Raw genomic sequence first — 26,667 nt, forward strand, 5'->3', positions numbered from 1 at the left:
AGCTAAGAACATCGGGAGCCGTGTACACGGAAACGGGTACGCACGGATCTAACTGAGAGGTGCGGGGAATAATATCCCCCATCGACTCAACCAAAGCTTGGGCTGTTGGTATCCACGGCACAGCAGAGCCTCACGAAGCATTAGTGCAAGTTGGAGATATAACTGTTTGTAGAGATTTCAACAAAGATTTTAAACGGACTGGCGACAAACTTGATACAGGTGATGATTTTTCTGTAAATCAACACTGCGGCTTTGATTTTCCCCAGAATGATATTCGCCTTGCTAGTGCGGGTTGTTTAGTGGGACGTAGCCGTGAAGGACATAAAGAGTTTATGGCGATTATTAAACAAGATCGCCGTTATCTCGCTAATCGCAAATATACTTTCTACAGTACCGTGATTCCTGGGGATGATTTATTCAAAAAGTTTCCAGGATGAGGTGATAGGTAATTGGTAGCAGTTGTCGTTGTGATGCAATGTTTGGTAGGAGCACACATCTGTGCATTGGTGTCAACTTAAGGTAAAAGCCAATAAGCGAGAATGCTTTGAGACATTACCTCGTTACCTCGTTAAGAGTCTCTGACTCTTAATGCCCCTGATTGAGGCTCCGCCTCCCTTATACCGTTTCACTTTAATAATGATACAAATACGTTGGTAGGGGCACAGCAATGCTCATTGGTGTCAACTTAACGTCAAACCCTTGTCAAAACGTGATATTCAGTTCTCTGGCTTCCCATCATGATCCGCGTTACCCCACCCTAACCCTCCCCTTGTCAAGGGGAGGGAACTGGATTTTTTTGTTTCCCCCCTTATAAAGGGGGGATTAAGGGGGGTAAAACGCCTGTGGTATAAGCGTTTGAGCTTAAGTTGACACCAATGAGCATTGCTGTGCCCTTACGAGAAATCTATATGTATCAGGGTTTGTGTAAAATGGTATTACTCGCGGCAGCAACCCAATGAAAGGGCATTTCCAGCCTCTGGCTAGAAACGGGGTTTTAAAGGGGTTTTGGTTTAAGTTGACACCAATGACAGGTGTGCATCCCTACTTAACGTGAGACAGCAATTTTGTCTAACCTTGTTCTTGTGGTTGCCCGATCTCTGCCGTCAGCTTCTCTTTATCTTGCCTGCGTTTTTTGGCGTAAAGTTGAATAGTGACTGCCATGAATATAATCATGGCAAAAATAGCCCAGGCAGCGATATCTGTAGGTAGATTGTTTTTAAATACAGCCAGCAGGACGATCGTTACTAACATAACTGTAGGTGCTTCATTTAAAGCACGTAATTGCTGACTATTCCAGCCACATTCATCTACTGCTAACTTCTTCATCAGCCGAGCGCAGTAATGATGATAGCCAATTAAAATGGCAACAAACAGTAGTTTGATATGCAACCAACCCTCTTTCAAAACGTCCGGTTCAGTGGTTAGTAAACCGATGGCCATTGCGATCGTCAAGAACATTCCTGGGTTAGTGATGATATAGTAGAGACGCTTTTCCATAATTTTATACTGATTTTTCAGTATCGTTCGCGCTGGTTCAGGTTCTTGGTTAGCTTCAACATGATATATAAAAAGACGTACCAGGTAGAACAAACCAGCGAACCAAACTACAAATCCGACAATATGAAATGCTTTAAACCATGAATAAGCCATGAATTCTAATCTCCATCAATGTGGTTGTGATCCATTTTGAATGGTAATAAAAAGTTCACAAATGCAGACGTGGATAACATTTATAAATCTCGCAAAAATCCCGAATCTATTTTTTAGCACAGATAAATATCTATGATTTATCTGTGTTTATCTGTGGATTTATTTTTATAATATCGATTTTTGCCAGAGGTATATTGTCAATGAGCATCTTTCCGACGCACAAAGGGTAAAAGGTCTTCCAAAATCGCCTCATGGTAGTGTTCTTGAGGATAATGTCCGACGTTATTAAGTTTTATTAATTCGGCATTTGGTGCAGAATCTGTAAAATTTTGGGCAATATCTACGGGTAACCAAGGGTCAATCATGCCCCATTGTATCAGAATTGGCTGTTGCCATTCTTTAAAGCCAGATTCGATTTCTGTCATTGCTGAATCAAGCTGTAAATTGCGAATACTTGCTAAGAGACTTCGACCAGATGCAGAAGCTTTCAAAAATGGTTTGCGATAAATATCTAAATCCTTATCTCCGATGCGATAACGGCTACCACCTTCTAGCGTTCGGTCAACTAATAGGGGGTCTTGGGTCATGACTTCACCTGCCAAAGGTAAACCCATTTGTTTAATTTTCCAGGGTAATTTAGCAGCAGTTGAAATTGGTGTATTTAGGATAGCTAAATTGGCAATTTGTTCTGGGTGACGTAAAGCATATTGTAGTCCTACAGAACCTAAAAAGCCTTGTACAACTAAAGAAAAATATTCAAGTTCTAGGGCTTTGATAAATCCTTCTAAAGCTGTGATAAAAGCATCGGGAGTGTAAGCAAAATCTCGTTTTTCTGGTTTTAAAGAATTGCCATAACCAATCCAATCTGGAGCGATCGCTCTTGTACCCTGATTCGCTAATGCAGGTATAATATTACGCCAACTATAACTTTGTGAAACTAAGCCATGTAGCAACAACACAGGCGCTAAGTCAGTTCTACCGATTGGTAAAGATTCGCGATAAAACCATTCCAGTGAATCTACATTGATTTTATGTTCTGTTATTGACACGCTATTTTCCTATGGATTTTTAATGTAAAAGCTTCACGCAAAAGCGCAAAGATGAAAAGATGTTTTTTATAAAAGGGATTGGGCATTGGGCATTAGTTATTCTTTTTCCCCCTGCCTCCTCTGCCTCCCTTGCCTCCCGTGCTCCCTCATCCCCCCACTGCCTAAGAAATAATCATCTCACGAATTGCATAAGCTGTGGCGGGTGCTAGTAAAACGCCGTTGCGATAGTGTCCGGTAGCTAGGAGGACATTACTAAACCCTGGCAACTTACCAATAACTGGGGCTGGGCGTCCTTCAGGACGGGGACGTAACCCCGACCAAGTGCGGAGAATAGTTGCTGTAGCTAACTCTGGGCAAAATGCGATCGCTTGTTCTCTAACAGATTCTAGTAGTTCTTGATTTGGCGGTATCTCACCCTCCGGGTTCGCCAGTTCCTTTAACGGGGGGAAAATACGCAACGGACTGGACTCATCGCCATTGCTAGGAAATTCCACTGTTGCACCCACCCAATAATCTCCCCCGCCCACAGGAACAATATGAACATCGTTACCTGTAATCGCTGGCTGGAAGTCGGGATTGCCTAATGGATATCCTACACGTAATTGCAATGCTTGCCCCAGTACAGGGCGGATATCAATCAGTTGGTTTAATTTTGCTGTCAATGGTGTTGAACCTAGCCCAGCTGCGATTACAAACCAATCAGCGGCTATTTTTCCTTCTGTAGTCTCAAGTTGATTGCAAAATTGGGGGGAAGACTCAGCTGCTGAGATTTGGGCATCCAAAACAGCCACACCAAATTTGAAAGTTACACCGTTATGCTGGGCAGCCTCAACTAAAGCTAACGTGAGGGCAGTTGGATCAATTTGACGGTCTTGAGGAGAATAGACAGCGCCAGTAATTTTTTCGTCAACTTGAGGACACATATTTTGAAGTTTAGCAGTGTCCCATATTTCTAAATGCCAGCCTTGAGAGTGGCGAATTTCTACAAGTTTTTCCCATGCTGCCAAATTTTCCTTTTCCAAACCAAGACTGAGAATTCCCTGGCGATTAAAAGGGATTTTGCGACCTGTTAAAGCTTCTAATTCAGGAATCAAAGTTTCATAGCGTTGGATGCTAGTTTGTCGCATCTGCCAAGCTTTGCCCTTAATTTTTTGGCTGATTGCGCCCATCAAAACGCCAAGTGCAGCGCCTGTAGAAGCTTGTGCTGGTGGTTGTCGATCGCAAACTGTGATTTTCAGCCCTTTTACTTGACTCAGTTCATAGGCGATCGCAGCCCCGATTACACCACAACCGATAATAACTACATTCATGACTTGTGCTTAGAGTTAGAAGTGAGAAGTTAGGAGTTAGAAATGAGAGTTAAAAATTCCTAACTCCTAACTCCTAACTCCTAACTCTTAACTCTTAACTCCTAACTCTCTTCTGCTTTAGGAAGCAGATCGAGGAATTTGTCAATCTCTGCGAAAGCAGCTTGGGAGTTACTCAAGGCAGTTTGAGGATTGCCAGCACTAGTAGCTCTATCAAGTTTAACCAGGTCGTTAAACAAATCTCGCGTTATTTGACGTGCTGTGGGTTGGTCTTTGGGTAGAAGGTTGGGAGTGACATAAGTCAGGTTCAGCCTTGCTTCTGTTACCGGCCCATGTATAAAGTTACGCACGTTGATCCAATCACCTCTTTGAATCAGGGTTTTCAACTCTTGTGAGCGATCGCGTACAGCCTGAATTTCAGGAACGTATGTCTGAATTCTTTCAAGTTGCGTTGCTGTGTAAGTCGGAGGTGCCACCGCGACACCAGGACCGCCACAACTAATCAGGAATGTAGCCAATAATACTAGAATAAATGAAAAAATCGAGCGTTGATGCGCCATACACTGAACTTAATTGCTTTTTGTTTGCCGATTACCAGTGTCATTTTAGATCGCTAGCGCAATTTATCGTTCACTCTCGAAATTTTTGTTATTTGGGGAATCACTCTCTCGGTAAACTTTTACTAATTCTCTGAATAACATCCGCGCTCCTTTGGCTGCAATTCGGTTTGTGACAAGTTTCACCGGGCGATCGCGAATTTGGACAAATCGGCGCGAGTATTGAGAAAGAATCGATCACAAGTGGGAGCGAACTGAAGATGAATTCCAAGGGGTAAAAACTAACATAAAAGAGCCTCAAAGCTTTCTTCAGAGAAAAAACGACTTTAAAATCTGGGAATAACTCACTGGAGATTCTTGTCAGCCAAGGATTTTGCAGAAAATCTTGATACTTTTTACAAAGGACTGAGTTTCATCTGCTTTGGAGGTATTTTTAAGTATAATTACTTAATAGGTGTTACCCAGTCCCAACAAGAAGCGATTTTTGGCATCTGTTACCAACCAGGATTGTTAGGAAAGTCTGATTTAGAGTTGCTAAATTTCAAAGGTCTTGATAAGCTGAAACACCAATATTATAAGCTTTCTGGCGGTTTTACTGTCTTCACATTCCCCCAGATGCTGACACAATATAGGAGTATTTTTTAGTGAACGCAGCTGAACAGGCAACGAACCTTGAACTCGCCAGCAAGATTGCTACGGTGGTTAATTTGTTCAAATTCGAGTTTCCTGATGCCAAATCTGATCTCAAACCCTGGAAAAATGACCCGGAGACTAGGGAATTAGTCGATCCAGATTCTATAGATATTGGCTTTCACTTTCCTGGTATCAGCAAATCTTGGCGAAGTCGCAGTATTTTGATTCAAATCCGATTTTATCAAGATCCCATCCACAACTCACGCCGGGCGATCGGCGTGGAGGTAGCTGGATTTGATCATCGCGGCGAAGCGTGGCGACTTTCTACGGTAGAAAACTGGAGTATTGTTGGCGCATCTTCGCCTTCTGGTGAAATTGGGGATAAGCTCAAACAGATTTGCCGACAGATCTTAGAAGTTTTTAATAAACCAAGTGAATGAAATCAACTTGTTAAAGAGTGCGATCGCAAATGCAGTGAAGCAAAATAATGCGATCGCAATGACTAAAATTGCTTCTCTAGGATATGCTCTGCGAACGGAGCGATCGCAATAACTATAAATATTTTGTTTATCTACTTAATGAGCCTCTGAACCCCATTAATGAGTCTTTTAGCTCCATTAATGAGCCTCTGAATTCCATTAATGAGTCTTTGAACTCAATTAATGAGCCTCTGAACTCTATTAATGAGTCTTTTAGCTCCATTAATGAGCCTCTGAACTCCTTTCATTATTCATTTACAGCAATTTCAGATCCCCGATTTCTTAAATAAATCGGGGATCTAAATCTAGCTTAAGTACGTAACCCATCATCCAGGTTTTCGGTGCGTTAGCCTACGGCATAACACACCCTACGAAACTACGAGGCTACCAGTTACCTGCAAGTTGAGCAGTTGCAGCAAACATTGAAGGATCAATTGAAATGCCCAATCCTTCAGCGACACGACGACCATAAGAAATATCTGCCCGGAAGAAGTGGCAAAGTTGGCGCATTTGGACATCCTGTCTCGCTTGAGAGAGACTGCCGACGATATTATCAGCAAGACGCTCTTGCTGCTCAGAAGTCATTAACCGATACAGATTACCTGCTTGGGTGTAATCGTCGTTTCCTTCACGATGACTGTAACGATCAACTGTGACATCGCCCAAATGACTAGGTGGTTCTGCATAAGCTGGATTTTCTTTGGGCGTACCCTCAGCACTATTTGGTTCATAGTTAGGAGCGCTACCGTGGTTGTTCCCCGGTGCCATAAAGCCATCTCGCTGATAATGCATCACTGGACATTTAGGCTGGTTGACAGGTAGTTGCTGATAGTTACCACCCAAGCGATACCGTTGAGCATCTGGGTAAGAAAAGATGCGAGCTTGAAGCATTTTGTCTGGAGAGAAACTAACGCCCCCGACCACTGCACTAGGGCTAAAAGCGGCTTGCTCAACTTCGGCGAAATAATTCTCAGGGTTCCGATTTAGCTCTAATATCCCGACTTCAATTAAAGGATAATCTGAGTGCTTCCAAACTTTGGTTAAGTCAAAGGGATTATCTGGATGTTTGGCTGCTTGCTCCTCAGTCATTACCTGAATACACATCCGCCACTTAGGATAATCTTTGTTAGCGATCGCTTCAAACAGATCGTGAGTCGCATGATCGGGATCTTCGCCTTTAATCTTGGCTGATTCATCCTCCGTCAAGGTTTGATGCCCTTGCAGAGTCTTAAAGTGAAATTTACACCAGACGCGATTGCCTTGAGCATTAATCAAACTGAAGGTGTGGCTACCAAAGCCATCCATGTGTCGAAAGGTTTTCGGAATTCCCCGGTCTGAAAACAGGATCGTCACCTGGTGAAGCGATTCTGGACTAAGTGACCAAAAATCCCACTTTGCATTCTGGTCTTTGCAATTGGTTTGGGGATTGCGCTTTTGAGTATGGATGAAATCAGGAAACTTCAAGGGGTCGCGGATGAAGAAAATAGGGGTATTGTTGCCTGTAATATCCCAGTTGCCCTCTTCAGTATAAAACTTGATAGCAAAGCCTCTGGGGTCACGCTCGGCATCTGCTGAACCCTTTTCTCCCCCAACTGTAGAAAAGCGCAGCAAGACTTCCGTTTTCTTGCCAATCTCAGAAAAAAGTTTAGCTTTAGTGTAGCGGGTAATGTCATTGGTAACGGTAAAAGTACCATGAGCAGCAGCACCTTTGGCATGGACAACGCGCTCAGGAATACGTTCCCTGTTGAAATGAGCCAGTTTTTCTAGGAGGTGGAAATCCTGTATCAATACAGGCCCACGCGAGCCAGCTGTGAGTGAGTTCTGGTTATCACCAACAGGAATACCGTCAGCAGTTGTCAAATTTTGGGGTTCAGTCATGGATAAAGAAGTTCTCCGTTAATTTTCTCAGATTGCCAAAGTGCATTTTAGTCAGCAGATAGACAGATGTCACTGATGGAGTTAATTAGTTCATAGTCATAACGAGTTTATAAATTAAGCATACTCGATATGACTATGAATTGCCAGGAAAATCTTTTGTATTTTTTGGATGTGTATGTATGCATATTTATGCATTAGTGTCAACTTAAAGCCAGGGCAAAGTTCATTCGCGGCTCAGACAAACGTTTGCCCTACAGCCCTTCTCAGAGAGGAGACGCTGTTCGCCTTCGGGCATCCTACGGCATCCCGTTCGCGTAGCGTCTCCATCAGCACAAGGATAGTCAGCCTACACTGAACAAGGGGCTTAAGCCCCTTGTGTGGAATCCACGCAGGTGGGTATTTCGTGTAGACGCGGTTTCTAACCGCCCTTTTTACTTCTGATTTAAATGTTTGAGAATCAACGAGCAAACATCTGTAGGCTCAATTTGATTTTCATTAACTAAGTGAGTTTGATGGGTGATAAATAGAGCACCTTCGGCTAGAGAAGTGGTAATGTGTCCGTGAGAGCCACGTACTAGGGAAGCATCCAGAGGAATCACGTCCATTAAATAGCGAAAACCCAGTTGTTTCTTAAGTAGCTTGAGAGCAATTTTTCCTTGAGGAAATTTAATCTGCGGATCAAGGAAAAGTTCTACAGGATCGTAACCAGGTTTGCGGTGGATATCTACAGTTTTAGCAAAATCAGGCGCTTTTGCATCATCGAGCCAATAATAATAGGTAAACCAAGCGTCAGGTTGAGCGATCGCCACTAATTCCCCTGATCTAGGATGATTAAGATGGTAGGTTTGTTTACCTTCTTCATCCAATACCTGGGCTACGCCCTCAGTTGCTTCTAAAAGCGATCGCACTTTCGAGATGTACGCCGGATCATTCACATACACATGAGCAATTTGATGATCAGCAACGGCAAAGGCAATGCTAGCGCCAAAATCGAGCAGTTCTCGCCCCAATTCTTCTCGTACAGCAATTAAACCATTTTCCCGTAATATGCGGTTGACATCCACTGCTTTGGAGACTGGCGTAATCCCATACTCAGAAAGAATAATTACCTGAGTATTACGTGCTTGATAATATTCAATTAAATCACCACAAACAGCATCAATTTCTCGCAAATCAGCTTGAATCTGTGTTTCATTCCTACCAAACTTTTGCAGACAGTAATCTAAATGTGGTAGATAAACTAGTGATAGTGTAGGGCTGTAACGTTCCTCAATCCATTTTGCCGAATTAGCAATCCATTGACTAGAACTAATGGTAGTTTTTGGCCCCCAAAAATCGAATAGAGGGAAGTTACCTAAATCAGATTGGATTTGCGATCGCACATCAGCCGGATGGGTATAAATATCGGGTAATTTTCTCCCATCTGCGGGATACATTGGGCGCGGTGTAATGGCATAATCTACTGAGGAATACATATTGTACCACCAAAAAAGGTTGGCACAAGTGAAGTTTGGATCAATTGATTTAGCTATTTCCCAAACTTTGGGAGCCTGTACTAGCTTATTAGATTGTCGCCAAAACTTCACTTCACATTCATCGCGGAAGTACCAACCATTAGCGACAATTCCATGCTCATCAGGCAATTTTCCTGTTAAATAAGTAGCCTGAACCGAACAAGTCACAGCAGGTAACACTGTTGCGATGGGAACTACCTGCCCTTTATCAGCCCAAGAAGATAAAAACGGCGTGTTTTCTCCTAGTAAGCTAGGCGTTAATCCCACGACATTTATAATAACTGTTTTTTTCATAAACTTAGTTCCTTGTTAATTCGTGGCAAATTTTTTTAATACCCACTCATATTCCCGCTGAATAGAAGTCAGTAAATCTATCTTCATTTCTAATGGCAATACATCCCAAGTGTAAGTCTCAATTTCTAGATGTTGACAAGCATTGTTTGTTTGAAGTAGATGCAATGCAGTAGCAATGTCATCTTGAGTAGACTGTAAAATTTGATAATCATGAATAAAAATTGGGACATGGAAGTGAGTGCGCCATTCTTCAGCTAGAGATTGTTCTAAGTGTGGTAATGCAGTTATTAAGTCAGGATAGTGATATAGCGTACCGTCACTACGACGTTCTATTACTTGGTGAAGATAGGTAGATTCTGCAAAAGGACGTAAGCGTTCAACTATCAAACTACGCTTCTCAATATCAGCAGGTATTTTTACTTTAATTGCTGCACTGATTTGAATTTTGCCAATCTTAATTCCTGCCGATTGCAAACGCGCAAACACAGACTTTGGCTGCTCATATTCCACTGAAAAATGGCAGGTGTCATAGCAGATACGAACGTGTTCTAGCAATTTAGTCTCTGCTAAACTCTGCTCAATATTTAATTTTTCTGATAAGTAATTACCGCCAATTGGCAATAAATAATTTTGATAGAAATCAATTATTTCTGAGGTATTTTCAATTAATCCATCCGGCTCAGGTTCTAAATCAATATGGAGTATTTTTCCTGTTTCTTCACGGATACGAATCATTTCTACAACAACTGATCCTATATTCAAACAACTCTTTTTCAGAACTGTCTCGAAAGTTGCTTGGTCTTTTCCCCACCAAGGTTTATAGGACAATGGCAGTGTAGAAATTCCGCCATCCAGTCCTTCTGGTAACAGAGTAGCTAAAATTTGTGTCAAGTTTAATGTATAGTTTACCCGTTCTTGTGTAGACCAATCTGGTGCATAAACTTGGTCTTTTACCACCTGTCGATGGAATCCCCCATAAGGAAATCCATTTAATGTAAAAACATATAAATTGTGTTGAGTTAGCCACGCTTGAAAGTCAGCTAAGTTATTACTTTCTAATAGTTGTTTGGCGGCTGCATCTGCTAATCTCAAACCAATGCCAAAAGGTTCTGTAGGTGATAAACGTGACTTGAGATTGGGAATATAGTTTTCTAAATTGGCGAAAACCTCTAGCCAACTTTCGCCAGGATGAATATTGCTGCAATAAGTTAAATGAAAGTTGCTGCCTTTTGTAATTTTCATTTTCTAGCTTTATGCCCTATATACGCTAATAATCTGTTTTTTTTGGCTTATACCATTTCACAAAATACTTGCCACATATTCATGAGTAGGAGCGCACATCTATCATTGGTGTCAACTTAAGCTCAAACCCTTTTAAAACCTCGTTTCCAGCCTCTCACCTCATTGGGCTGCTGCCGCGAGTAAGAAGGCAAAGCCGAGCCTACTAGGAGGCATTAAGAGCCACACGCTCTTAACGAGGCAATCTCTCAAAGCTCTGTATAGACTGGTTTTTACGTTAAGTTGACACAAATGCACATCTATGAATTCCTACAGCCGATTCATTTGTTGTAAAGATTGTTGAATATGGTATTACTGGGTGTGTACATTCAAATTTAAGTAACGGCAAATATTTGTGCTAACTTGCTCGAAATTGGCAGCAAGATTAGAACTAATAAACCGTAATACAAACCAGCAAAACCAGATGCAACAGTTGCATCTAAGACTATTAGAGATAACACGCCTCCTTTCACAGCAGTTCGGATATTTTCGGCTATCGGTTCACGCGCCGCTTTGATAAAATTAGGCACTACTCGAATAGCTAATAAAGCTGCAAAAGGTAGTGCGGCGATCGCTGTATACTCTCCTAATAATCCTAAAGCTAAAATTGCCGTCAAAACTATTGCAATCAGCAGTAATGCTAAAACTCCTGTAATCTTCTTACCTCCGTGAACTTCTCCCTGACTAATTGCGGTGATCGCAGCAATATAAAGAACAGGAATCAGCATTAAATACCAACGTTCTCCGATGATTGCGGGTACAGCACTTACACCTAATAATAAGTTACTACCACGGCACAAACCCATATTTAAAGGGCCAAAAAAAGGATGATGTTTGGCGAGTGAGTCATATAAAAGACATGAAAGAGTGATAAATATAGCGATCGCAGCACTCAACCAGGATACTTGAAAAGCGGCTCCAATGCCGATTCCAAACAGTATACTCCCCAATAAAGTAGCATTTTGACGAGATACGCGACCACTGGGAATTGCTCTATTTGGTCGCTCTTTTGCATCTAATTCAGCATCGAAAACATCATTAAAAACTATACCGCCGCCATATAAACCAGTTGTCGCCAATAACAACCAAGCTAATGGAATTAGTATCGCAAAAGTTGCTTCTCCATTGATTAATTTAGCAAAAATCATCCCAGAGCCAGAAGCCGCAAAACCAACAAGAATATCTGCCCAAGCAGTAACAATATTAGCCGGACGCATCAATTCCAGATAACCTCGCCAGCCTTGAAAATTTAAGCTTGCAACATTCACTTATCTGCCTCCCTGGCTAGTAATTTCTCAAAATAAATCGCATATTACAAATGAATCAGATATTTATGCAAGAGACACTCATGAACTATGATTCACAACTCAGGATGAAAATTCCTCTTCGCCACTCCCTACTCCCGACTCCCCACTACCAATTTTCTACTCAATCAACACATAATCTGAAACTGATTTGATTCCTGGTTCCTGTCCCCGCAACACAGAATTACCACTGAACATCTGACGTTGATCAACAGATTGGGAATTGAGCCAGTCTGATGCTTGCATCTGCCCAGTTTGACTGTAAGCAGCGAGGGCGTTTTCATAACAAACTGCTCGTACATGTTCTTCAGGAATGCCCCTGTCTAACATCAACTGAGCAGTTTTCGGGACTGCCAAAGGATCGCTAATACCCCAATCAGCGCTACTATCTACAATTATGCGATCGCATCCATACTTGCGGACAACTTCTACCATTCTGGCATTACCCATCTTTGTCTGTGGGTAAATCGTAAAAGCTGCCCAAAAACCGCGTCCTAATACTTCCTCAACGGTTTCCTCATTGTTGTGGTCAATAATCACTTGTGAAGGATCTAAGCCATATTCGACGCACCGATCCATACTCCGACTAGCACCCGCCTGCTTATTTCGGTGGGGAGTATGAATTAATACCAGCATATCGAGTTCTTTGGCTAATTCTAACTGTTTACAAAAGTACTTATCCTCTGCTTCTGTCATGTCGTCATAGCCAATTTCGCCAATAGCAACAACTCCTTCTTTACAAGCATAAAGTGGTAGCAGTTCTATAACTTCTGCTGCTAGCGCTTCGTTGTTGGCTTCTTTTGGATTTAGGCCGATTGTGCAGTAGTGTTGGATGCCAAACTGACTAGCACGAAACCGTTCCCAGCCCACAAGACTACTGAAGTAGTCTTTAAATGTGCCAGCGTTGGTTCGGGGTTGTCCTAACCAAAAGGCTGGTTCAATAACGGCAACAATGCCATATTCCCGCATTACTAGGTAATCGTAGGTAGTACGGGAACACATGTGAATGTGAGGATCGATAAACATCATGGTGTGGTTTAATGAGCGATAAATTTTATTAGGGATAGGGAATTGGGTACTGGGTATTAGGTTTTAGGTATTGGGTATTTGGAGAACTTTTCCCCAGTCCCTTTCATTTGTAAACAAAGAGGCGTTAGCGCAGCCCGCCGCAGGCATCGCGGCTAAAACTGCTCCAAGTCAGATTACCTTGTTGAATGGATGACTGTAAATCTGGGTAACGGGAAAGTAATGCTTGCGCTTGGGGTAAAGACGACTCAGCGCAAGCTAGAGCTGCTGCTTTTTGCTCGTCTATATCCCCATTAGCCAGTACTTTTTCCAAATCTGTAATGATTGCGCTATCCGCAAACCGCCCTACAGGTCGCCAAAGTTCTGGGGTAACTGAGCGTTTAGCTGCCCAACGTTCATGGGCATAGTTTGCCAACATCCTCGCCAATTCTGGGTTAGCACGCCGATCTAGTCCCCAAATTAGATGCAACGGACTGCCGACAAATACAGCCTTCAGCACCATCTGATTCCAAGCAGCATTATCTAAATAATCCGCTGGATAAGGGTTACGCAGTGCTATAGCTTGGAATACATTACTCATATTGCTGCGAATTCCCTCAGCAGCGCGATGGCGATATAACTCTGGATGTGGTAGTAGGGGCAAACTTTGATAAAGCACAACTAACTCCCCCATATCGGCAGTGGAGAAGACTTGATCAAGAGTTTGCACATACCCCTGAGCATGATCGTGGGGCAAAGCTAGAAGCAAGAGTGTGCGACCCGCTTGATCTACACTCCAATGACTAGGATACCAACCGGGAATCACATCCTGTGCTGCTTCTAAGTCCTGGAATGTTAGCTGCAAATCCTGTTTACCTAGATAACGCGGCACAGCACTAAATGCCGTATAAAACACTCGTTCAGGAGCGCCGCTAGCAATCTGTGCCTGCTTCTGTTCCAGCCAAGCAAAAGCTTTCTCTGAAACAGACTTTAACAGCCAGTGATACAGTAACTTGTTTACTTTACTCATGATGAATTCAGGAGAAGTTGCCCAACGTTTTTGTGGCAACTAAGTATAAAATCTACCACTAAACTTGATACTTTGTGATTCAAACAGCTAGATAATATACTACTGAGATCAGAAATTCACTGAATCTATAAAAATCTCCCGACTTTAAATAAGATCATGTAAAGATATCATTTTGATTAGATAAATTCTCAAATTATCTTACGGAAAAAATTAGAATTTTATGTAATCATCATATTCATTGCCAACCTTAGATATAAAAGCTAGGTATGAATAAAATTGTAAAGTATGTGTAATTTTTGATTTTATTTAGTAGGGTTAACGCACTTCAAAATCATGATTATTTTATGAGATAAGTTTCTTTAGTAAATCCTTTTAAGATTGAATAAATAAAGGGATTCGCTTTGTTTATTTTTCTGCCAATTCTAATTGCATTCATGTAAATATTTACAGTTACTGAAAAAGTAATAATATTCAAATGGCTATTCAACAAAAAACCGCTCTTAATCTGCAACCAATTAACCAATGTGTCCGTGTGACCTTCAACTATGATGTTCACTTCACTAGAGGTCTGTTTCAGTTAGATAATCCTTTACTCGCACAAGTAATTGCCGCAAATGGGGAGACAACCCCAAAACAAGTGCTAGCAGTGGTAGATGGAGGATTTTTACAATACCAGAATGGGTTGCTAAAAAAATTATCAGTTTACGCCCAGTATTATGGAGATGTGCTCACCTTGAGCGGTGAGCCGATAGTAGTTTCGGGTGGAGAAGCAGTCAAGAACGATTCTAGATTTATAGAGCAAATTCATCAGCGGATTAATGTAGCTGGATTGTGCCGTCACTCCTACGTGTTAGCAATTGGAGGTGGAGCCGTCCTAGACATGGTAGGATACGCAGCAACAACGGCTCATCGAGGAATTCGGCTGCTACGAGTACCGACAACAGTATTAGGGCAAAACGATTCGGGTGTAGGGGTAAAGAACGGAATCAATGCCTTCGGCAAGAAAAACTTTTTGGGGACATTCATGCCACCTTATGCTGTCTTGAATGACTTTGATTTTCTTACTAGCCTTGATGATCGAGATTGGCGATCGGGTATTGCAGAAGCGGTGAAAGTCGCGCTGATTAAAGATGCAGATTTCTTCGATTTCATTATGACTAATGCCGATGAATTGGCTAATCGAGACATGGACATAATGGAAAAGCTGATCTATCGGTGTTCCCAGTTGCACTTAGAGCATATTGCTGGTAGCGGCGATCCGTTTGAAATGGGTTCATCGCGTCCTTTGGATTTTGGACACTGGGCTGCTCACAAACTAGAGCATTTAACTAATTACAGCTTACGTCACGGTGAAGCTGTAGCGATCGGTATAGCTTTGGACACAACCTACTCATATTTAACAGGGCAACTCTTGCAATCTGAGTGGCAAAGGGCTCTAACTACACTCAAGAAATTAGGCTTTACTTTGTACGTATCGGCACTGACAGAGCAATTAGATCAACTAGACCATCCGCATTGTCTATTTAGGGGGCTTACCGAGTTCCGTGAACACTTGGGAGGAAAATTGACAATCACCCTTCTACAAGGAATCGGGCAGGGAATAGAAGTTCACCAGGTGGATTTGTCTTTGTATAGAGATGCTATTTTGATGCTGAAAGATTGGGAACCTTTGCATTAATTCTCCTTTGGATAGAATCAGCAGAAGCGATGTCTAACGACAAGCCGCTACGCTCGAAGTGCTTATTAATGCACAAATTTACACTTGATGGAGATTGGGTTGGCTTGGAGTATTGGAGTTACATGGACTACAACCCTTGACAGCAGCCCAATAACCAAATTCAATATGGCTTGAGATGAAGCCTGCTAAGTGTCCCATTTCGTACAGAACGATCGCTAAATTATTTTTATCAAAGTGAGATATTTTTAAACTACGCCCAATTGCGATTCTTTTATGCAAATATATTGCTTAATTTTTAAGGCGATCGCTACTTCATTGTTTGGAATTATCAAATACTTTTTACTTCCTCTTCTTCTTCCTTGAGAACCTGGTAAAGTTCCCAATTTTGTTGCAGATTTTACCAAAACTCTGAACTATTTCCAAAAAATTTTGATAAACTTATTGCCGTACTAGGTGTATACCTCGCTTTTGATTTATAAGCTCATTTATTCGCTAATATAGAGCTTTCCATTCACATGCGTTACAACATTATATCGCTAAGTGTAAGAGGTTGTTTAAAAAGTGTTTCGCTGTGATTTTATGCACTTTTAGATCTCCCCTAACCCACACCAGTCGCTCCACTTGGGGAGATCCCAAGACCGCGCTGGCTCCCCTTAAAAAAGGGGGAACCGGAATCAAAGTCCCCCAATTTATCGGGGGATTTAGAGGTATCTATAACTTTTGATACCGAGAAGAGGACTTTTCAAACATCCTCTTACAGGTGTACCTCATGAAAACGAGAAACGACTATAAGGAACGTGAAGTGCATCTGCAAGTTCTCTTTGGGTTATTCCGATTGGGTCTTGAAAATTTTTAAGTAATATTTCACCGAATTTTAGATTTTAAATTTTGGATAAAAAGAAGATTCAAAATCCAAAATTTAAAAAGGTTTGTTCGCGCAGCGTCTCGTAGAGAAGCCCCCTAATTTATACTCGCTTCGCGAGAAGCAAGCTACGTGGAATAAATCTAAAATCCAAAATTTTTGCATTAAATGACAAGCCGACTTCGGCTCCCTTCGACGCCGCTCAAGACAAGCCGCTCAGTGCATCGCCTGACTTGATTGCTGGGGTCAATCTAAAATCTAAAATCTAAAATCCAAAATTGCTTGACCTGGATGTGATGGGGGTCTATAGTTTGGAACTCTCATCTGTTATTATTTCCTCAACCCACGCCACTTGGTGTTCACAATGAAAACCGCGATTCTCCCAAGCTTGCATATCTACTTGGGCAAGTCTTGTCACATTTGAGCATTGCGGTTGAATAATTTGACTTAAAATCGCCCAAAATAGGCTGCGTGTTACATCTAGTCCAGTTTTAGGCCAAGATTCATGATTACCAGGAACACCCAACTCCTGAACAATCTCTGTCTCTACCCAAATACCATGAGCGCCCAAAAGAATCTGTGCCATCCATTTGGCTCTGGGTAAATGACTTGACGAGGTAATCAACATGACTTTATGCACTCCCCAACGCCGCAGAATTGGAATACCATAATAAAAATTTTCAAAGGTAGAATTCGCGCATTTTTCTAACCAAACATTTTCTAACACTGCTAATTCTCGTTGAAAAATTAACCATATACAGGGGTCTGGGGAACCATGAGAAATTAAAATTGGGGTTTGCGGGTATTGTTTTGCTTGTTGGGCAACATAAGTTTCTCGATGAATACTGCCACCAAGCACCAAGAAGGCATCTACTGGCTGCAAAGAAGCAAAAACTAAGGTTATAGTGGTAAAAATCAGCCAAGTGCCCAGGACAAAGTACAATCCACCAGTTAGTTTTTGTAACACTTGCCACAGATTAGCAGAATTTCTTTTAATAGAAATTAATGATTTGATGGTAAATTTGCCTTTCATGACTTAGGTAATAAAACCTGATTTAATAGCTGTCTAACAGTGCTGCAATTGGGTGATCAAAGTGCTATCTTATAAAGGTAATGAAGAAGTGCAAACATGACGCTGATCAAAGTGTCACATGTTCAGTATAGCCTTCCGGAGAAGGCTAACAAACTGAGAAATGGTTGTTAAGAATGCAGTATTTTCGGTACCATTCAACGATAAGAATGATCAAGGGAGCATAGCTGAGTTTGGGGTATAAAAACTTAAAATTTTCTGGAAAGCCTGATTGCTAAACTGTCAACAACACAATTATTCCAACTGATATACATGAACCAATCTGCGAAAAGTTACTCACCGCTCCAAGTAGCCTTGATTGGTGGAGCGATCGCCACAACTGCTACTATGTCTGTGTTCGGCCCCGCTTGGACTCGTGGTGTCCGTGCTGCCCTAGCCTTACAAGACAGCCCAAAAGTGATAGTTGACCAAGTTTGGCAACTGGTGAATCATGAATATGTTGATGCTAAATTTAATCAACAAGATTGGCAAGCAACCAGGCAAAGCCTGTTGAGCAAAGACTATTCTACTCGTGAAGAAGCTTATGCTGCCATTCGCGAAGCTTTACAAAAGTTGGGAGATCCTTACACTCGATTCATGGACCCCAAACAGTTTGAAGCCCTGACTAGCCAAACATCTGGAGAGGTTTCTGGCATTGGCATTCGGATGGAAGTGAACGAAAAAACTCAGCGGCTCACTGTTGTCGAAGCCATAGAAAATTCTCCGGCGCTGAAAGCTGGGATCAAAGCAGGCGATGAAATTTTGGCCATTGACAGCAAACCTACTCTCAAAATGAAAGTGGATGACGCCTCCAAGCTAATTCGCGGCAAAGCGGGTACTCCCATCAGGCTACGACTAGGACGGGCGGGGCAAAATCCTTTTGAGCTGAAGCTGACGAGGGCAAGTATTGAAGTGCCAACGGTACGTTATACCCTCAGGCAAGAAGGAAATCGCCGCGTTGGCTATATCCGTTTGCGGGAATTTAGCGCCCACGCCGCAGATCAAATGCAACGAGCTATCCGCGATTTGAACACTAAGAAAGTTGATTCTTATGTCTTGGATTTGCGGGGAAATCCTGGCGGGTTGTTGCAGGCAAGCATTGAAATTGCCCGAATGTGGTATGATAACGGCGGCATTGTTAAGACTGTAGACCGTGTGGGCGGCACTGAGGAAACTAAAGCCAATAGCACTGCTCTAACAAATCGCCCTTTGGCGGTCTTAGTGGATGGTAATTCAGCGAGTGCTAGCGAAATCCTCACAGGGGCACTCAAGGATAATAAGCGGGCGGTAGTCGTAGGTGGTCAAACCTTTGGCAAAGCCTTAGTACAATCAGTTCATGAACTCGCAGATGGTTCCGGATTGGCAGTTACCATTGCCCATTACTATACCCCTGCGGGAACAGATATTAACCATAAAGGGATTACGCCAGATATCAAGCTAGATTTGACAGAGACACAAGAGCGTCAGTTGGCTTCTAATCCAGATTTAATCGGAACTAAGAGTGATCCGCAATATGCCCGGGCGATCGCAATTCTATCAAATAACAACTTTGCCCAGCCGCCGGCAAATCACCCCACTCGACCGATGAGTCGCGCTGGTGACTTGAAATTATAGATTGACGCGAATGATTTGTTAGCAGGTGTTTATATAGTAGTATTCCCAAATCCAGATTTTTGGAGTTATGAAAACTGCTTGATATACCGTTCCAGGATTTTGGTTTGGGAATACTAGCTAGTAATCCTATCTCCAAAATCTCAGATTTATGAATCATCAGCCAGTTGATGCAACCACCGCCACCAGCTTTTTACCAATGGTGTCGGTGGTTGTTCCTATTTATAACGGTGAGGCGGATTTACCAGAGTTAATCAATTGTCTATTCTCTCAAACCTACCCAAAAGACCGGGTAGAGTACTTGTTGGTGGACAATAATAGTAGCGATCGCACTCTCGCCATTCTCAAAACATCTGCCGAAAATTGCCCAATTACAATTCACCCCTTGAGCGAAAACCAAATTCAAAGCTCCTATGCTGCTCGTAATACTGGGATTCGCGCCGCTGTGGGTGAAATTATCGTTTTTACCGATGCTGATTGCCGTCCGCAACCGCAATGGTTAGATGCATTAATTCCGCCTTTTGTCAACTCAGAAGTGGTAATTGTCGCTGGGGAAATTTTGGCACTACCAGGCACAACTCTGCTAGAACAACACGCAGAGCGTCAAGAAACTTTGTCGCAAAAGCATACCCTTGAGCATTCCTTTCGTCCCTATGGTCAAACCGCTAATTTGGCGATTCGACGCATTGCCTTAGAAAAAGCGGGTTTATTTCGTCCCTATCTTACCACTGGTGGCGATGCAGATATTTGCTGGCGAATTTTGGGGGAAAACATCGGGCGTTTGGAATTTGCCCCAAATGCGATCGTTGGGCACCGCCACCGCGCCACACTTCAAGAACTGCAAAGTCAATGGCGACGCTATGGACGCTCAAATCGCTATTTGCACGAACTGCATGGTGTAGATTTGATGCGAGACATTACACCCAAAGAATGCGGTTATCGCTTAGTACGTTGGTTATTGAAGGAAGTACCAAGGGATATTAAGAAGGCGTTGGCGCAGCCCGCCGCAGGCATCGCCGGTCAAGCCACCCTTGTAGATTTATTAAATACTCCCATTGGTTTGTTCACTGCTAGGGCGCGTGCTGCTGGGCAACGAGACACCAAGCTGCTAGAGAATGCCAAGATAATTGATCGGTTGTAACAATACTAGGGGGCTGGAATATGAGCAGTCAGTTGTGTAGAGAGTGCAAAATGCCCCTCAGACTGTAAATCGCTGGCTCACAAACTCTCGTTTGCCTAGCCTTCTAGTACAGCGCGGCGGAAATAAACAACCCATTCCAAATCAACGAAACGCTTACGCTGTATTCATTTTGACTTTTGACCCTTCTTTGCGAGACGCTACGCAAACGACTGCGCTCAGGGTCAAGGCTGAGCGAAGCCTTCACTTTTGACTTTTGACTTCCGCCTTGCGGTACTAGTCCTTCAGCATTTATTTTTGCTTGCATTGGAATGCTTCCGTTCTGTATGACATTCCATAGCATCCCATGCTACTAGGCAGCTAAGTAAGAAAAAACGCTCTTGTCAGCCCAAAATCATCACCTAAAACCTTTATTATTTCGTTAAAATCACAAAATGGAATCTATCTTAAGTAGTATTTAAAAAAATAGGTACAGCAAATATACTGTTACTGAGAAAATTTTACTTTGATAAGTTGTATTTAATAAAGTAAAAATCTCCACAGGTAGGGCTAGCTCCAACTTTGTACTTTGGTCATTAATGGACAAGTTTGTGGTACTAAATAGGGCAAAGAGTTGATTTGAGCGTGGACAAATTTGATCGCTGCCTTATCATTGATAGACAAGTTAGTAAATCAAGAAAACAAGTTCTGCCATATTTCCATATTTATTTACAACCTGTCCGCTCTTTCAAGTAACCCCATCCTCCCCTATTCAATAGGGTCTGAAGCCTCCAGACAGGCATGGGGTTTGCTTCCCCGACTCTCTTTATTCATAGCATAGCTACGCTTGATAGTTTTGTAAGTTAAGCAACATGAACGTGAATGGATTTAGCCAACATATAGAAAAATTGCGCTCACAGGTCGAGGGAATATTAGAATGCGATACAACTAAGCCAATCTCACAACAAGAGATCATCATAGAGGCTTTCGAGGAACTCAACATTGCAATGGAAGAACTATTGACAGCCTGCGAGGAGTTAGAGGTAACACGAGCGGCAGTAGAGAAAGAGCGTCAACGTTACCAAGATTTGTTTGAGTTCGCTCCAGATGGTTACTTGGTAACTGATACCGCAGGGATAATCCAAGAGGCTAACTATGCAATAGCAAACTTGCTCAGTGTCCATCAAAAGTATTTAGTAGGTAAACCATTAATTGTCTTTATTGCTCAACAAGACCGCTAGTCCTTTAGCTCTCAGATGAATAATTTGCAGCAACTAGTGAACTGGGAAATTAACCTACAGCCACGGGGAGGAACGCCTTTCCCTGCTATGATTAAGGCGTCTGCGGTGTACAACCTTGAAAGAAAGCTGGTTAGCTGGCGTTGGCTGCTGTGCAACATCAGTGAACGCAAACAAGCTGAACAAATGTTGCACGAAGCTTACGATAAGTTAGAAATACGGGTGGCGCAACGGACAGCGGAACTGGTAAAAGCAAATGAGGAATTGGAGACTGAAAATAGAGAGCGTAAACGAGCCGAGTCACAACTGCTGCACCTTGCGTTACACGATGCACTGACGGGTCTACCAAACCGCACTGAATTTATGAACCGCTTAAGACGTGCGCTTAATTATTCAAAACGGCATTCAGATCATCTATTAGCTGTAATGTTTATCGACCTGGATCGATTTAAGGTGATCAATGACAGTTTTGGACACTTAAATGGAGACCAATTACTGCTTGCTACTGCAAATAGGCTAGAACTATGTATACGCTCCATAGATACAGCCGCACGGCTTGGGGGAGACGAATTTACAATCCTGCTTGAGGGAATCCAAGATGTGTCAGACGCTATCACAGTAGCTGAACGGATTCAACAGGAATTGGCGTTACCCTTTAAGCTTGACGGACAAGAAGTGTTCATAACGGCAAGTATTGGCATCGCGTTGACTTCGATAGTAGACTATGAAAACCCAGAAGACCTTTTGAGGGATGCTGATACAGCAATGTACCGAGCCAAGGTGCTGGGTAGAGCGCATTATGAGCTATTCAACTCAGATATGTATGCTAATGCTCTGGCGAAATTGCAGTTAGAGAGTGATTTGCGCCGAGCAATTGAACGGCAAGAATTTCGAGTTTATTACCAACCGATTGTTTCGCTCACAAATGGCTTTATTTTAGGCTTTGAGGCTTTGTTGCGCTGGCAGCATCCAGAGCGTGGTCTGCTTAATCCAGCAGATTTTATTCCTCTGGCAGAAGAAAGTGGACTAATTTTCTCCATTAGCAACTGGGTGTTGCATGAAGCCTGTCGCCAGATGCAAGCTTGGCGGGTGTGCCATCATTCCAGCTTCGTAGAGAAAATCAGTGTCAATCTCTCCCTCAAGCAATTTTCCCAGCCGGATTTGATTGAGCAGATTGGGCAAATCTTGGACTCAACTGGTCTTGATGGTGACACTCTAATGTTAGAGATTACTGAAAGCGTAATTGTGGAAAATGGCGATCAGGGAACTGCCGCACTCTTACAACTTCGAGAGATGGGCATTGAGTTATCAATTGATGATTTTGGTAGAGGCTACTCCTCATTAGGTCATCTTTATAACTTTCCGATTAGTATGTTGAAGATTGACCGTTCTTTTGTCCGCTCAATCGGCGCTAGTAGTAAGAATTTAGAAATTATTGAGATGATTCTCACATTGGCACACAAACTGGGTGTGAATGTGCTTGCTGAAGGAGTAGAGACAAAAGAGCAACTAACACTTCTAAGAAAGTTGAGCTGTGAATATGGCCAGGGACATTTTTTCTCAGTTCCATTAAATAGTTTAGCCGCAGAGGCATTAATTATGGAAAATCCTCGGTGGTAAGGGTTATTTAAAAAAATTGAAATTTATAATTCGTAATTGGTAATTCGTAATTAGTTAATGCGACTTAGAGCATGTTTGAAAAGTCCTCTTGTCGGTAGCAAAACGTTCTAGATCCCTCTAAATTCACGCCACTTGACGCCAGTCCGCTCAAGTCGGGAGACCCGCCCATGCGGCTGGCTCCTCTACTTAGGGAGACCCCTGTTCTGGCAGTGGCTAATATCATGTCCGCCTAATTAGTTATAATTCGCGCATCTGTGCAAAAACCAGGAAACCCTCTTTCCCCCTACTCCCTGCCCCCTGCGGTCTTAATGATAAGTCTTTAACCGGACACGATATAAGAGATAAATTGGGGGACTTTGATCCGGTTCCCCCCAATTTATCGCGATAACCAGTACAGTATCATTTATTTATGGGGTTCAAAATGTTTGACTTTTGAATGAGTGACTTTTGACTTAAGAGAAGGGGCCGACACCTGTGCGCCCTTACGGCTTGCAGCTGCCATCAACACAGTATGACGATTCATAGGTATTAGAACGCTTACCGAAGAGTGCATAGCGATTATCGCGGATTTGTTCGTAAAAGCGATCGCCTGCCCACTTCATCCCCGGTAATGCTCGATAAGCGTCTACAAATATACTTCCTGCTGGCAATAACCGCCCAATTTCTTCTGCGGCGTTACTACCTTGCCAACGTCTTTCAGGTTCATTGCCATCAATTAAAATCATCCCCTGTTCACAGTCTTGGGCTGTAATTCCCCATCGTAAAAGTGTCTGCTCATCTTGCATAGGAGCGTAGCGAAACAGCTTTCCTTGGTCTAAGGATTCTAGCGATCGCACTAGGGTAACGCAGAGATTACAATTTCCGTCGTAGATTACGTAGTAATTCATAAAAATAATGGCTCTTTGGCAATTGACTTGTCAGATGTGTTTAAATACAACTTTGGTATTCTAGCTTAGAAAACCGTGGCGCTGTACTAGTCTCACCGAAGCAGTGCTAAGTAATCCGATTCACCTCAGCCAAAACAAAATTTGATTTGTTAAATATGCATAATATCGTCGAGTTTCAGTTGTAAATTTGGCAAAATTTCAGACGAAGTAGTATCCCCTAAACGATATTGTTCCTGCTGGTACACACCGTTAACTAACTGACAAACCGTAAATGTGGGTTGTTTGGGATTGCCGATAAATTGCAAACCACCCAAGCCGCGAAAGTCCACAATCCAATATCCTGGAATATTAAGAAAAGCGTATTCTTCCACTTTTCTTGCATAATCATCTTGCCAATTTGTGCTTACAACTTCAGCAACAAGCTTGACTGTACTACCGTTACAAATAATAGTTTCTTTTTGCCAGAGTGGTTCTTTACTAAGTTCGGCTTTATCTAAAATAATTACATCAGAACGCAGTGCTGTGCAAACTAGTTGTGAGCCATACGTAAAGAGTTTTCTGCAATTCTAGTGAATTGCAGAAAAACTCTCTAAGAGATTCTAGTGAAGGCAGAACTTCAGGGAGCATCCCAAATGTGTAAAAACATGAATTGTCATTATAAGCGAAACCTAGTGAAGCAAGGCAATCGCAACATCTGTACTTTACGATTGCTTCATTCCGCTTTGCTCCATTTGCAAAGACAATTTTTCATCTTGGTAAATTTGCGAAATTGGGATGCTCCCGAACTTCAAAACTAGGATTTAACAATAGGTGCTTCCGAAAATTCTGACATTTTTACTTTTAGCTCAGATTCCTCAGTCAAACTAGAATCAGTTGCGACTACAAGCACGAAGCTATAATCTGTAGATGTAAAACTACTGTTAAAAACTTGTAAATAAGCTGTATCCTTTGCTGAAACGAACATTTGAGAAGCGTAAAAATAGTAAGCATTACCTTGGTTTTGGAATCCTACAGATACAATAGTACCGCTTGGTACAATCCACTGAGACCATTGTGTATATTGTCCTTTACAAGTAAGTAGGTCACTTGTAACATTTTGTAAGGCATTTATTTTCTCCGAATAAGCATTGGTTCTTTACAAATGCAATTGTATAATTAACTAGACTTAAAATTTCCTCAATTACATAAACTTAGCAAAAGATTACAATACAAGGGACTGATAAGGCTTTTGGAAAACTTTTCGGTCTACTGAATGTGATAGTTGGAAGATAAATGTGCCAGTTGCGTAAGTCCTGATGAATTGTGAGCGCTCTTGCCTTACTAAAGCAATACTGAGTGTTGAATAAAGAAAGGCTGTGTTAATTTTTGCAAGCGATCACATTCACAATGCAAGAGGTTACGTTTAGATAGACTAAAAGACTTGTCCTCAAACATCGCCCTCGGTTTCCAGTTATCATGCCTTTGGGATGGTATTCGATAGTTTTTTTTCATTAATCAGAAAATATTCATGAAATACAAACTCTTGGGCAAAAGCGGGTTAAGAGTCTCTGAACTCTCCTTGGGAACTATGACTTTTGGTGAAGATTGGGGTTGGGGTGCATCTGTTGACGAAAGCCGTAAAATCTTTGATAGCTATGTAGAAGCAGGGGGCAATTTCATTGATACTGCCAACGGTTATACCGATGGAAGCAGTGAAAAAATTGTTGGTGAGTTGATCGCTAAAGAACGAGAACGTTTTGTAGTTGCGACAAAATATTCCTTTCCCTTGCAGATGAATGCTAAGACGGGCGACCCTAACGCCAGTGGAAATCATCGCAAGAACTTAATCCAGTCTTTAGAAGGTAGCCTAAAACGGCTCAATACCGATTACATTGATTTATTCTGGTTGCACGCTTGGGATTTCACAACGCCCATTGAAGAAGTATTGCGATCGCTTGATGATGTAGTCCGTCAAGGTAAAGTACTTTACATCGGCATTTCTGACACACCCGCTTGGATTGTTTCCCAAGCAAATACCATCGCTAAATACCAAGGATGGACGCAGTTTGTCGCCCTGCAAGTTGAGTATAGTTTAATTCAGCGGGCACCAGAACGAGACTTGCTACCGATGGCCAAAGCTTTTGATTTGGCAGTAACGCCGTGGTCGCCCTTGGGTGGTGGTGTGCTAACAGGGAAGTACAATAAACCTCCTCAAGAAGGGGGTGAACAAGGGCGATTCAAAACTACGGGGGGAGAGGTTTCTGAAAAGAATTTAGCGATCGCTCAAGTTGTCAGTGAAGTTGCAGCCGAAATTGGACACACACCCTCACAGGTAGCATTAGCTTGGTTACGCGCTCAAAGTGGTGTGATTATTCCGATCATTGGGGCACGTAAGTTAACTCAGTTTCAAGATAACTTAGCTTCTTTAGATGTCAGCCTCTCGCCAGAACATCTGCAACGGTTAGATGAAGTGAGTCAAATTGAACTGGGTTTTCCCCATGACTTTTTGCATAATGATGTAATTCGCGATCGCCTTTTCGGTGGTACATTCGATACCATAGAAAACCACCGCAGTTAACCCAATAGTCATAAATCGTAAGATATTCCGGCATTAATTCAATCTGTCGT

At 42.3% G+C, this 26,667-nt stretch carries 22 protein-coding genes and 2 pseudogenes; 9 read left to right on the forward strand and 15 right to left on the reverse strand.

The features are described from left to right. Nucleotides 1-92: 92 nt before the first annotated feature. Nucleotides 93-437 (forward strand): annotated as a pseudogene (locus V7K85_RS22960) (peptidoglycan-binding protein); the annotation flags it as partial. Nucleotides 438-1,068: 631 nt separating this feature from the next. On the opposite strand, the gene hemJ reads toward V7K85_RS22960, so the two are convergent. The 4 genes from hemJ to psbQ form a co-directional block, all read right to left on the reverse strand. Then, nucleotides 1,069-1,650, reverse strand: coding sequence for a protoporphyrinogen oxidase HemJ (hemJ, locus tag V7K85_RS22965; RefSeq protein WP_334816870.1), 582 nt, complete (start codon nt 1,648-1,650; stop codon nt 1,069-1,071). A gap of 197 nt (nt 1,651-1,847) precedes the next feature. Continuing rightward, complete coding sequence (locus V7K85_RS22970) at nt 1,848-2,699, reverse strand: alpha/beta fold hydrolase (RefSeq protein ID WP_334816872.1); 852 nt, start codon at nt 2,697-2,699, stop codon at nt 1,848-1,850. 161 nt (nt 2,700-2,860) lie between these two features. Then, nucleotides 2,861-4,009, reverse strand: coding sequence for an NAD(P)/FAD-dependent oxidoreductase (locus V7K85_RS22975; RefSeq protein WP_334816874.1), 1,149 nt, complete (start codon nt 4,007-4,009; stop codon nt 2,861-2,863). 101 nt (nt 4,010-4,110) lie between these two features. Further along, on the reverse strand, nt 4,111-4,566 hold the full coding sequence (gene psbQ / locus V7K85_RS22980) for a photosystem II protein PsbQ (RefSeq protein WP_334816876.1): 456 nt from the start codon (nt 4,564-4,566) through the stop codon (nt 4,111-4,113). Nucleotides 4,567-4,920: 354 nt separating this feature from the next. Here psbQ and V7K85_RS22985 point away from each other — a divergent pair, with 354 nt between their 5' ends. Both V7K85_RS22985 and V7K85_RS22990 read left to right on the forward strand, forming a co-directional pair. Beyond that, complete coding sequence (locus V7K85_RS22985; protein ID WP_334816878.1) at nt 4,921-5,208, forward strand: hypothetical protein; 288 nt, start codon at nt 4,921-4,923, stop codon at nt 5,206-5,208. Next, entirely contained in the window at nt 5,208-5,636 is a 429-nt protein-coding gene (locus tag V7K85_RS22990) for a hypothetical protein (RefSeq protein WP_334816880.1), read from the forward strand. The genes V7K85_RS22985 and V7K85_RS22990 overlap by 1 nt, the downstream gene beginning before the upstream one ends. Nucleotides 5,637-6,059: 423 nt before the next feature. Here the strand turns inward: V7K85_RS22990 and V7K85_RS22995 are convergent, their stop codons facing one another. The 6 genes from V7K85_RS22995 to V7K85_RS23020 all read right to left on the reverse strand — a co-directional run bounded on the left by V7K85_RS22995 (nt 6,060) and on the right by V7K85_RS23020 (nt 13,978). Beyond that, a complete protein-coding gene (locus V7K85_RS22995; RefSeq protein ID WP_334816882.1) occupies nt 6,060-7,553 on the reverse strand; it encodes a catalase in 1,494 nt (497 codons plus the stop codon). Between the two features lie 431 nt (nt 7,554-7,984). Continuing rightward, nucleotides 7,985-9,361: an alkaline phosphatase family protein gene (locus tag V7K85_RS23000; protein WP_334816883.1), complete on the reverse strand. Its 1,377-nt coding sequence runs from the start codon at nt 9,359-9,361 to the stop codon at nt 7,985-7,987. 15 nt (nt 9,362-9,376) lie between these two features. After that, nucleotides 9,377-10,603: a metabolite traffic protein EboE gene (gene eboE, locus V7K85_RS23005; RefSeq protein WP_334816885.1), complete on the reverse strand. Its 1,227-nt coding sequence runs from the start codon at nt 10,601-10,603 to the stop codon at nt 9,377-9,379. Between the two features lie 371 nt (nt 10,604-10,974). Further along, nucleotides 10,975-11,907: a UbiA-like protein EboC gene (gene eboC / locus V7K85_RS23010; protein WP_334816887.1), complete on the reverse strand. Its 933-nt coding sequence runs from the start codon at nt 11,905-11,907 to the stop codon at nt 10,975-10,977. A 156-nt stretch (nt 11,908-12,063) separates the two neighbouring features. Next, nucleotides 12,064-12,972: a TatD family hydrolase gene (locus V7K85_RS23015; protein ID WP_334816889.1), complete on the reverse strand. Its 909-nt coding sequence runs from the start codon at nt 12,970-12,972 to the stop codon at nt 12,064-12,066. Between the two features lie 124 nt (nt 12,973-13,096). Further along, complete coding sequence (locus tag V7K85_RS23020) at nt 13,097-13,978, reverse strand: EboA family metabolite traffic protein (protein ID WP_334816891.1); 882 nt, start codon at nt 13,976-13,978, stop codon at nt 13,097-13,099. A gap of 475 nt (nt 13,979-14,453) precedes the next feature. Here V7K85_RS23020 and V7K85_RS23025 point away from each other — a divergent pair, with 475 nt between their 5' ends. Continuing rightward, nucleotides 14,454-15,656, forward strand: coding sequence for a 3-dehydroquinate synthase (locus tag V7K85_RS23025; protein ID WP_334816893.1), 1,203 nt, complete (start codon nt 14,454-14,456; stop codon nt 15,654-15,656). Between the two features lie 78 nt (nt 15,657-15,734). On the opposite strand, the gene V7K85_RS23030 is transcribed toward V7K85_RS23025, so the two are convergent. Together V7K85_RS23030 and V7K85_RS23035 are read right to left on the reverse strand one after the other, a co-directional pair. Continuing rightward, nucleotides 15,735-15,935, reverse strand: coding sequence for a hypothetical protein (locus V7K85_RS23030; protein WP_334816895.1), 201 nt, complete (start codon nt 15,933-15,935; stop codon nt 15,735-15,737). An 887-nt stretch (nt 15,936-16,822) separates the two neighbouring features. Beyond that, nucleotides 16,823-17,551: a YdcF family protein gene (locus V7K85_RS23035; protein ID WP_334816897.1), complete on the reverse strand. Its 729-nt coding sequence runs from the start codon at nt 17,549-17,551 to the stop codon at nt 16,823-16,825. A 309-nt stretch (nt 17,552-17,860) separates the two neighbouring features. On the opposite strand from V7K85_RS23035, the gene ctpB reads away from it, so the two are divergent. Next, complete coding sequence (gene ctpB, locus V7K85_RS23040; protein WP_334816899.1) at nt 17,861-19,201, forward strand: carboxyl-terminal processing protease CtpB; 1,341 nt, start codon at nt 17,861-17,863, stop codon at nt 19,199-19,201. A gap of 148 nt (nt 19,202-19,349) precedes the next feature. Then, nucleotides 19,350-20,339: a glycosyltransferase gene (locus V7K85_RS23045; RefSeq protein WP_334816901.1), complete on the forward strand. Its 990-nt coding sequence runs from the start codon at nt 19,350-19,352 to the stop codon at nt 20,337-20,339. Nucleotides 20,340-20,442: 103 nt separating this feature from the next. Here the strand turns inward: V7K85_RS23045 and V7K85_RS23050 are convergent, their stop codons facing one another. Beyond that, complete coding sequence (locus V7K85_RS23050) at nt 20,443-20,643, reverse strand: hypothetical protein (protein ID WP_334816903.1); 201 nt, start codon at nt 20,641-20,643, stop codon at nt 20,443-20,445. A gap of 544 nt (nt 20,644-21,187) precedes the next feature. Between V7K85_RS23050 and V7K85_RS23055 the strand changes: the two genes are divergently transcribed. Next, nucleotides 21,188-21,556: a PAS domain-containing protein gene (locus V7K85_RS23055; RefSeq protein ID WP_334816905.1), complete on the forward strand. Its 369-nt coding sequence runs from the start codon at nt 21,188-21,190 to the stop codon at nt 21,554-21,556. Nucleotides 21,557-21,571: 15 nt separating this feature from the next. Then, entirely contained in the window at nt 21,572-23,173 is a 1,602-nt protein-coding gene (locus V7K85_RS23060) for a putative bifunctional diguanylate cyclase/phosphodiesterase (protein ID WP_334816907.1), read from the forward strand. 482 nt (nt 23,174-23,655) lie between these two features. Here V7K85_RS23060 and V7K85_RS23065 read toward each other — a convergent pair whose 3' ends face one another. Together V7K85_RS23065 and V7K85_RS23070 are read right to left on the reverse strand one after the other, a co-directional pair. Next, entirely contained in the window at nt 23,656-24,060 is a 405-nt protein-coding gene (locus V7K85_RS23065) for a thiol-disulfide oxidoreductase DCC family protein (RefSeq protein ID WP_334816909.1), read from the reverse strand. A gap of 149 nt (nt 24,061-24,209) precedes the next feature. After that, nucleotides 24,210-24,584: pseudogene (locus V7K85_RS23070) on the reverse strand (Uma2 family endonuclease); the annotation flags it as partial. Nucleotides 24,585-25,567: 983 nt separating this feature from the next. Between V7K85_RS23070 and V7K85_RS23075 the strand changes: the two are divergent. After that, nucleotides 25,568-26,617, forward strand: a complete 1,050-nt coding sequence (locus V7K85_RS23075; RefSeq protein ID WP_334816911.1) for an aldo/keto reductase — start codon at nt 25,568-25,570, stop codon at nt 26,615-26,617. Nucleotides 26,618-26,667: the final 50 nt, after the last annotated feature.

The organism is Nostoc sp. (genome assembly GCF_036917615.1).
Classification (GTDB): Bacteria; Cyanobacteriota; Cyanobacteriia; order Cyanobacteriales; family Nostocaceae; genus Nostoc.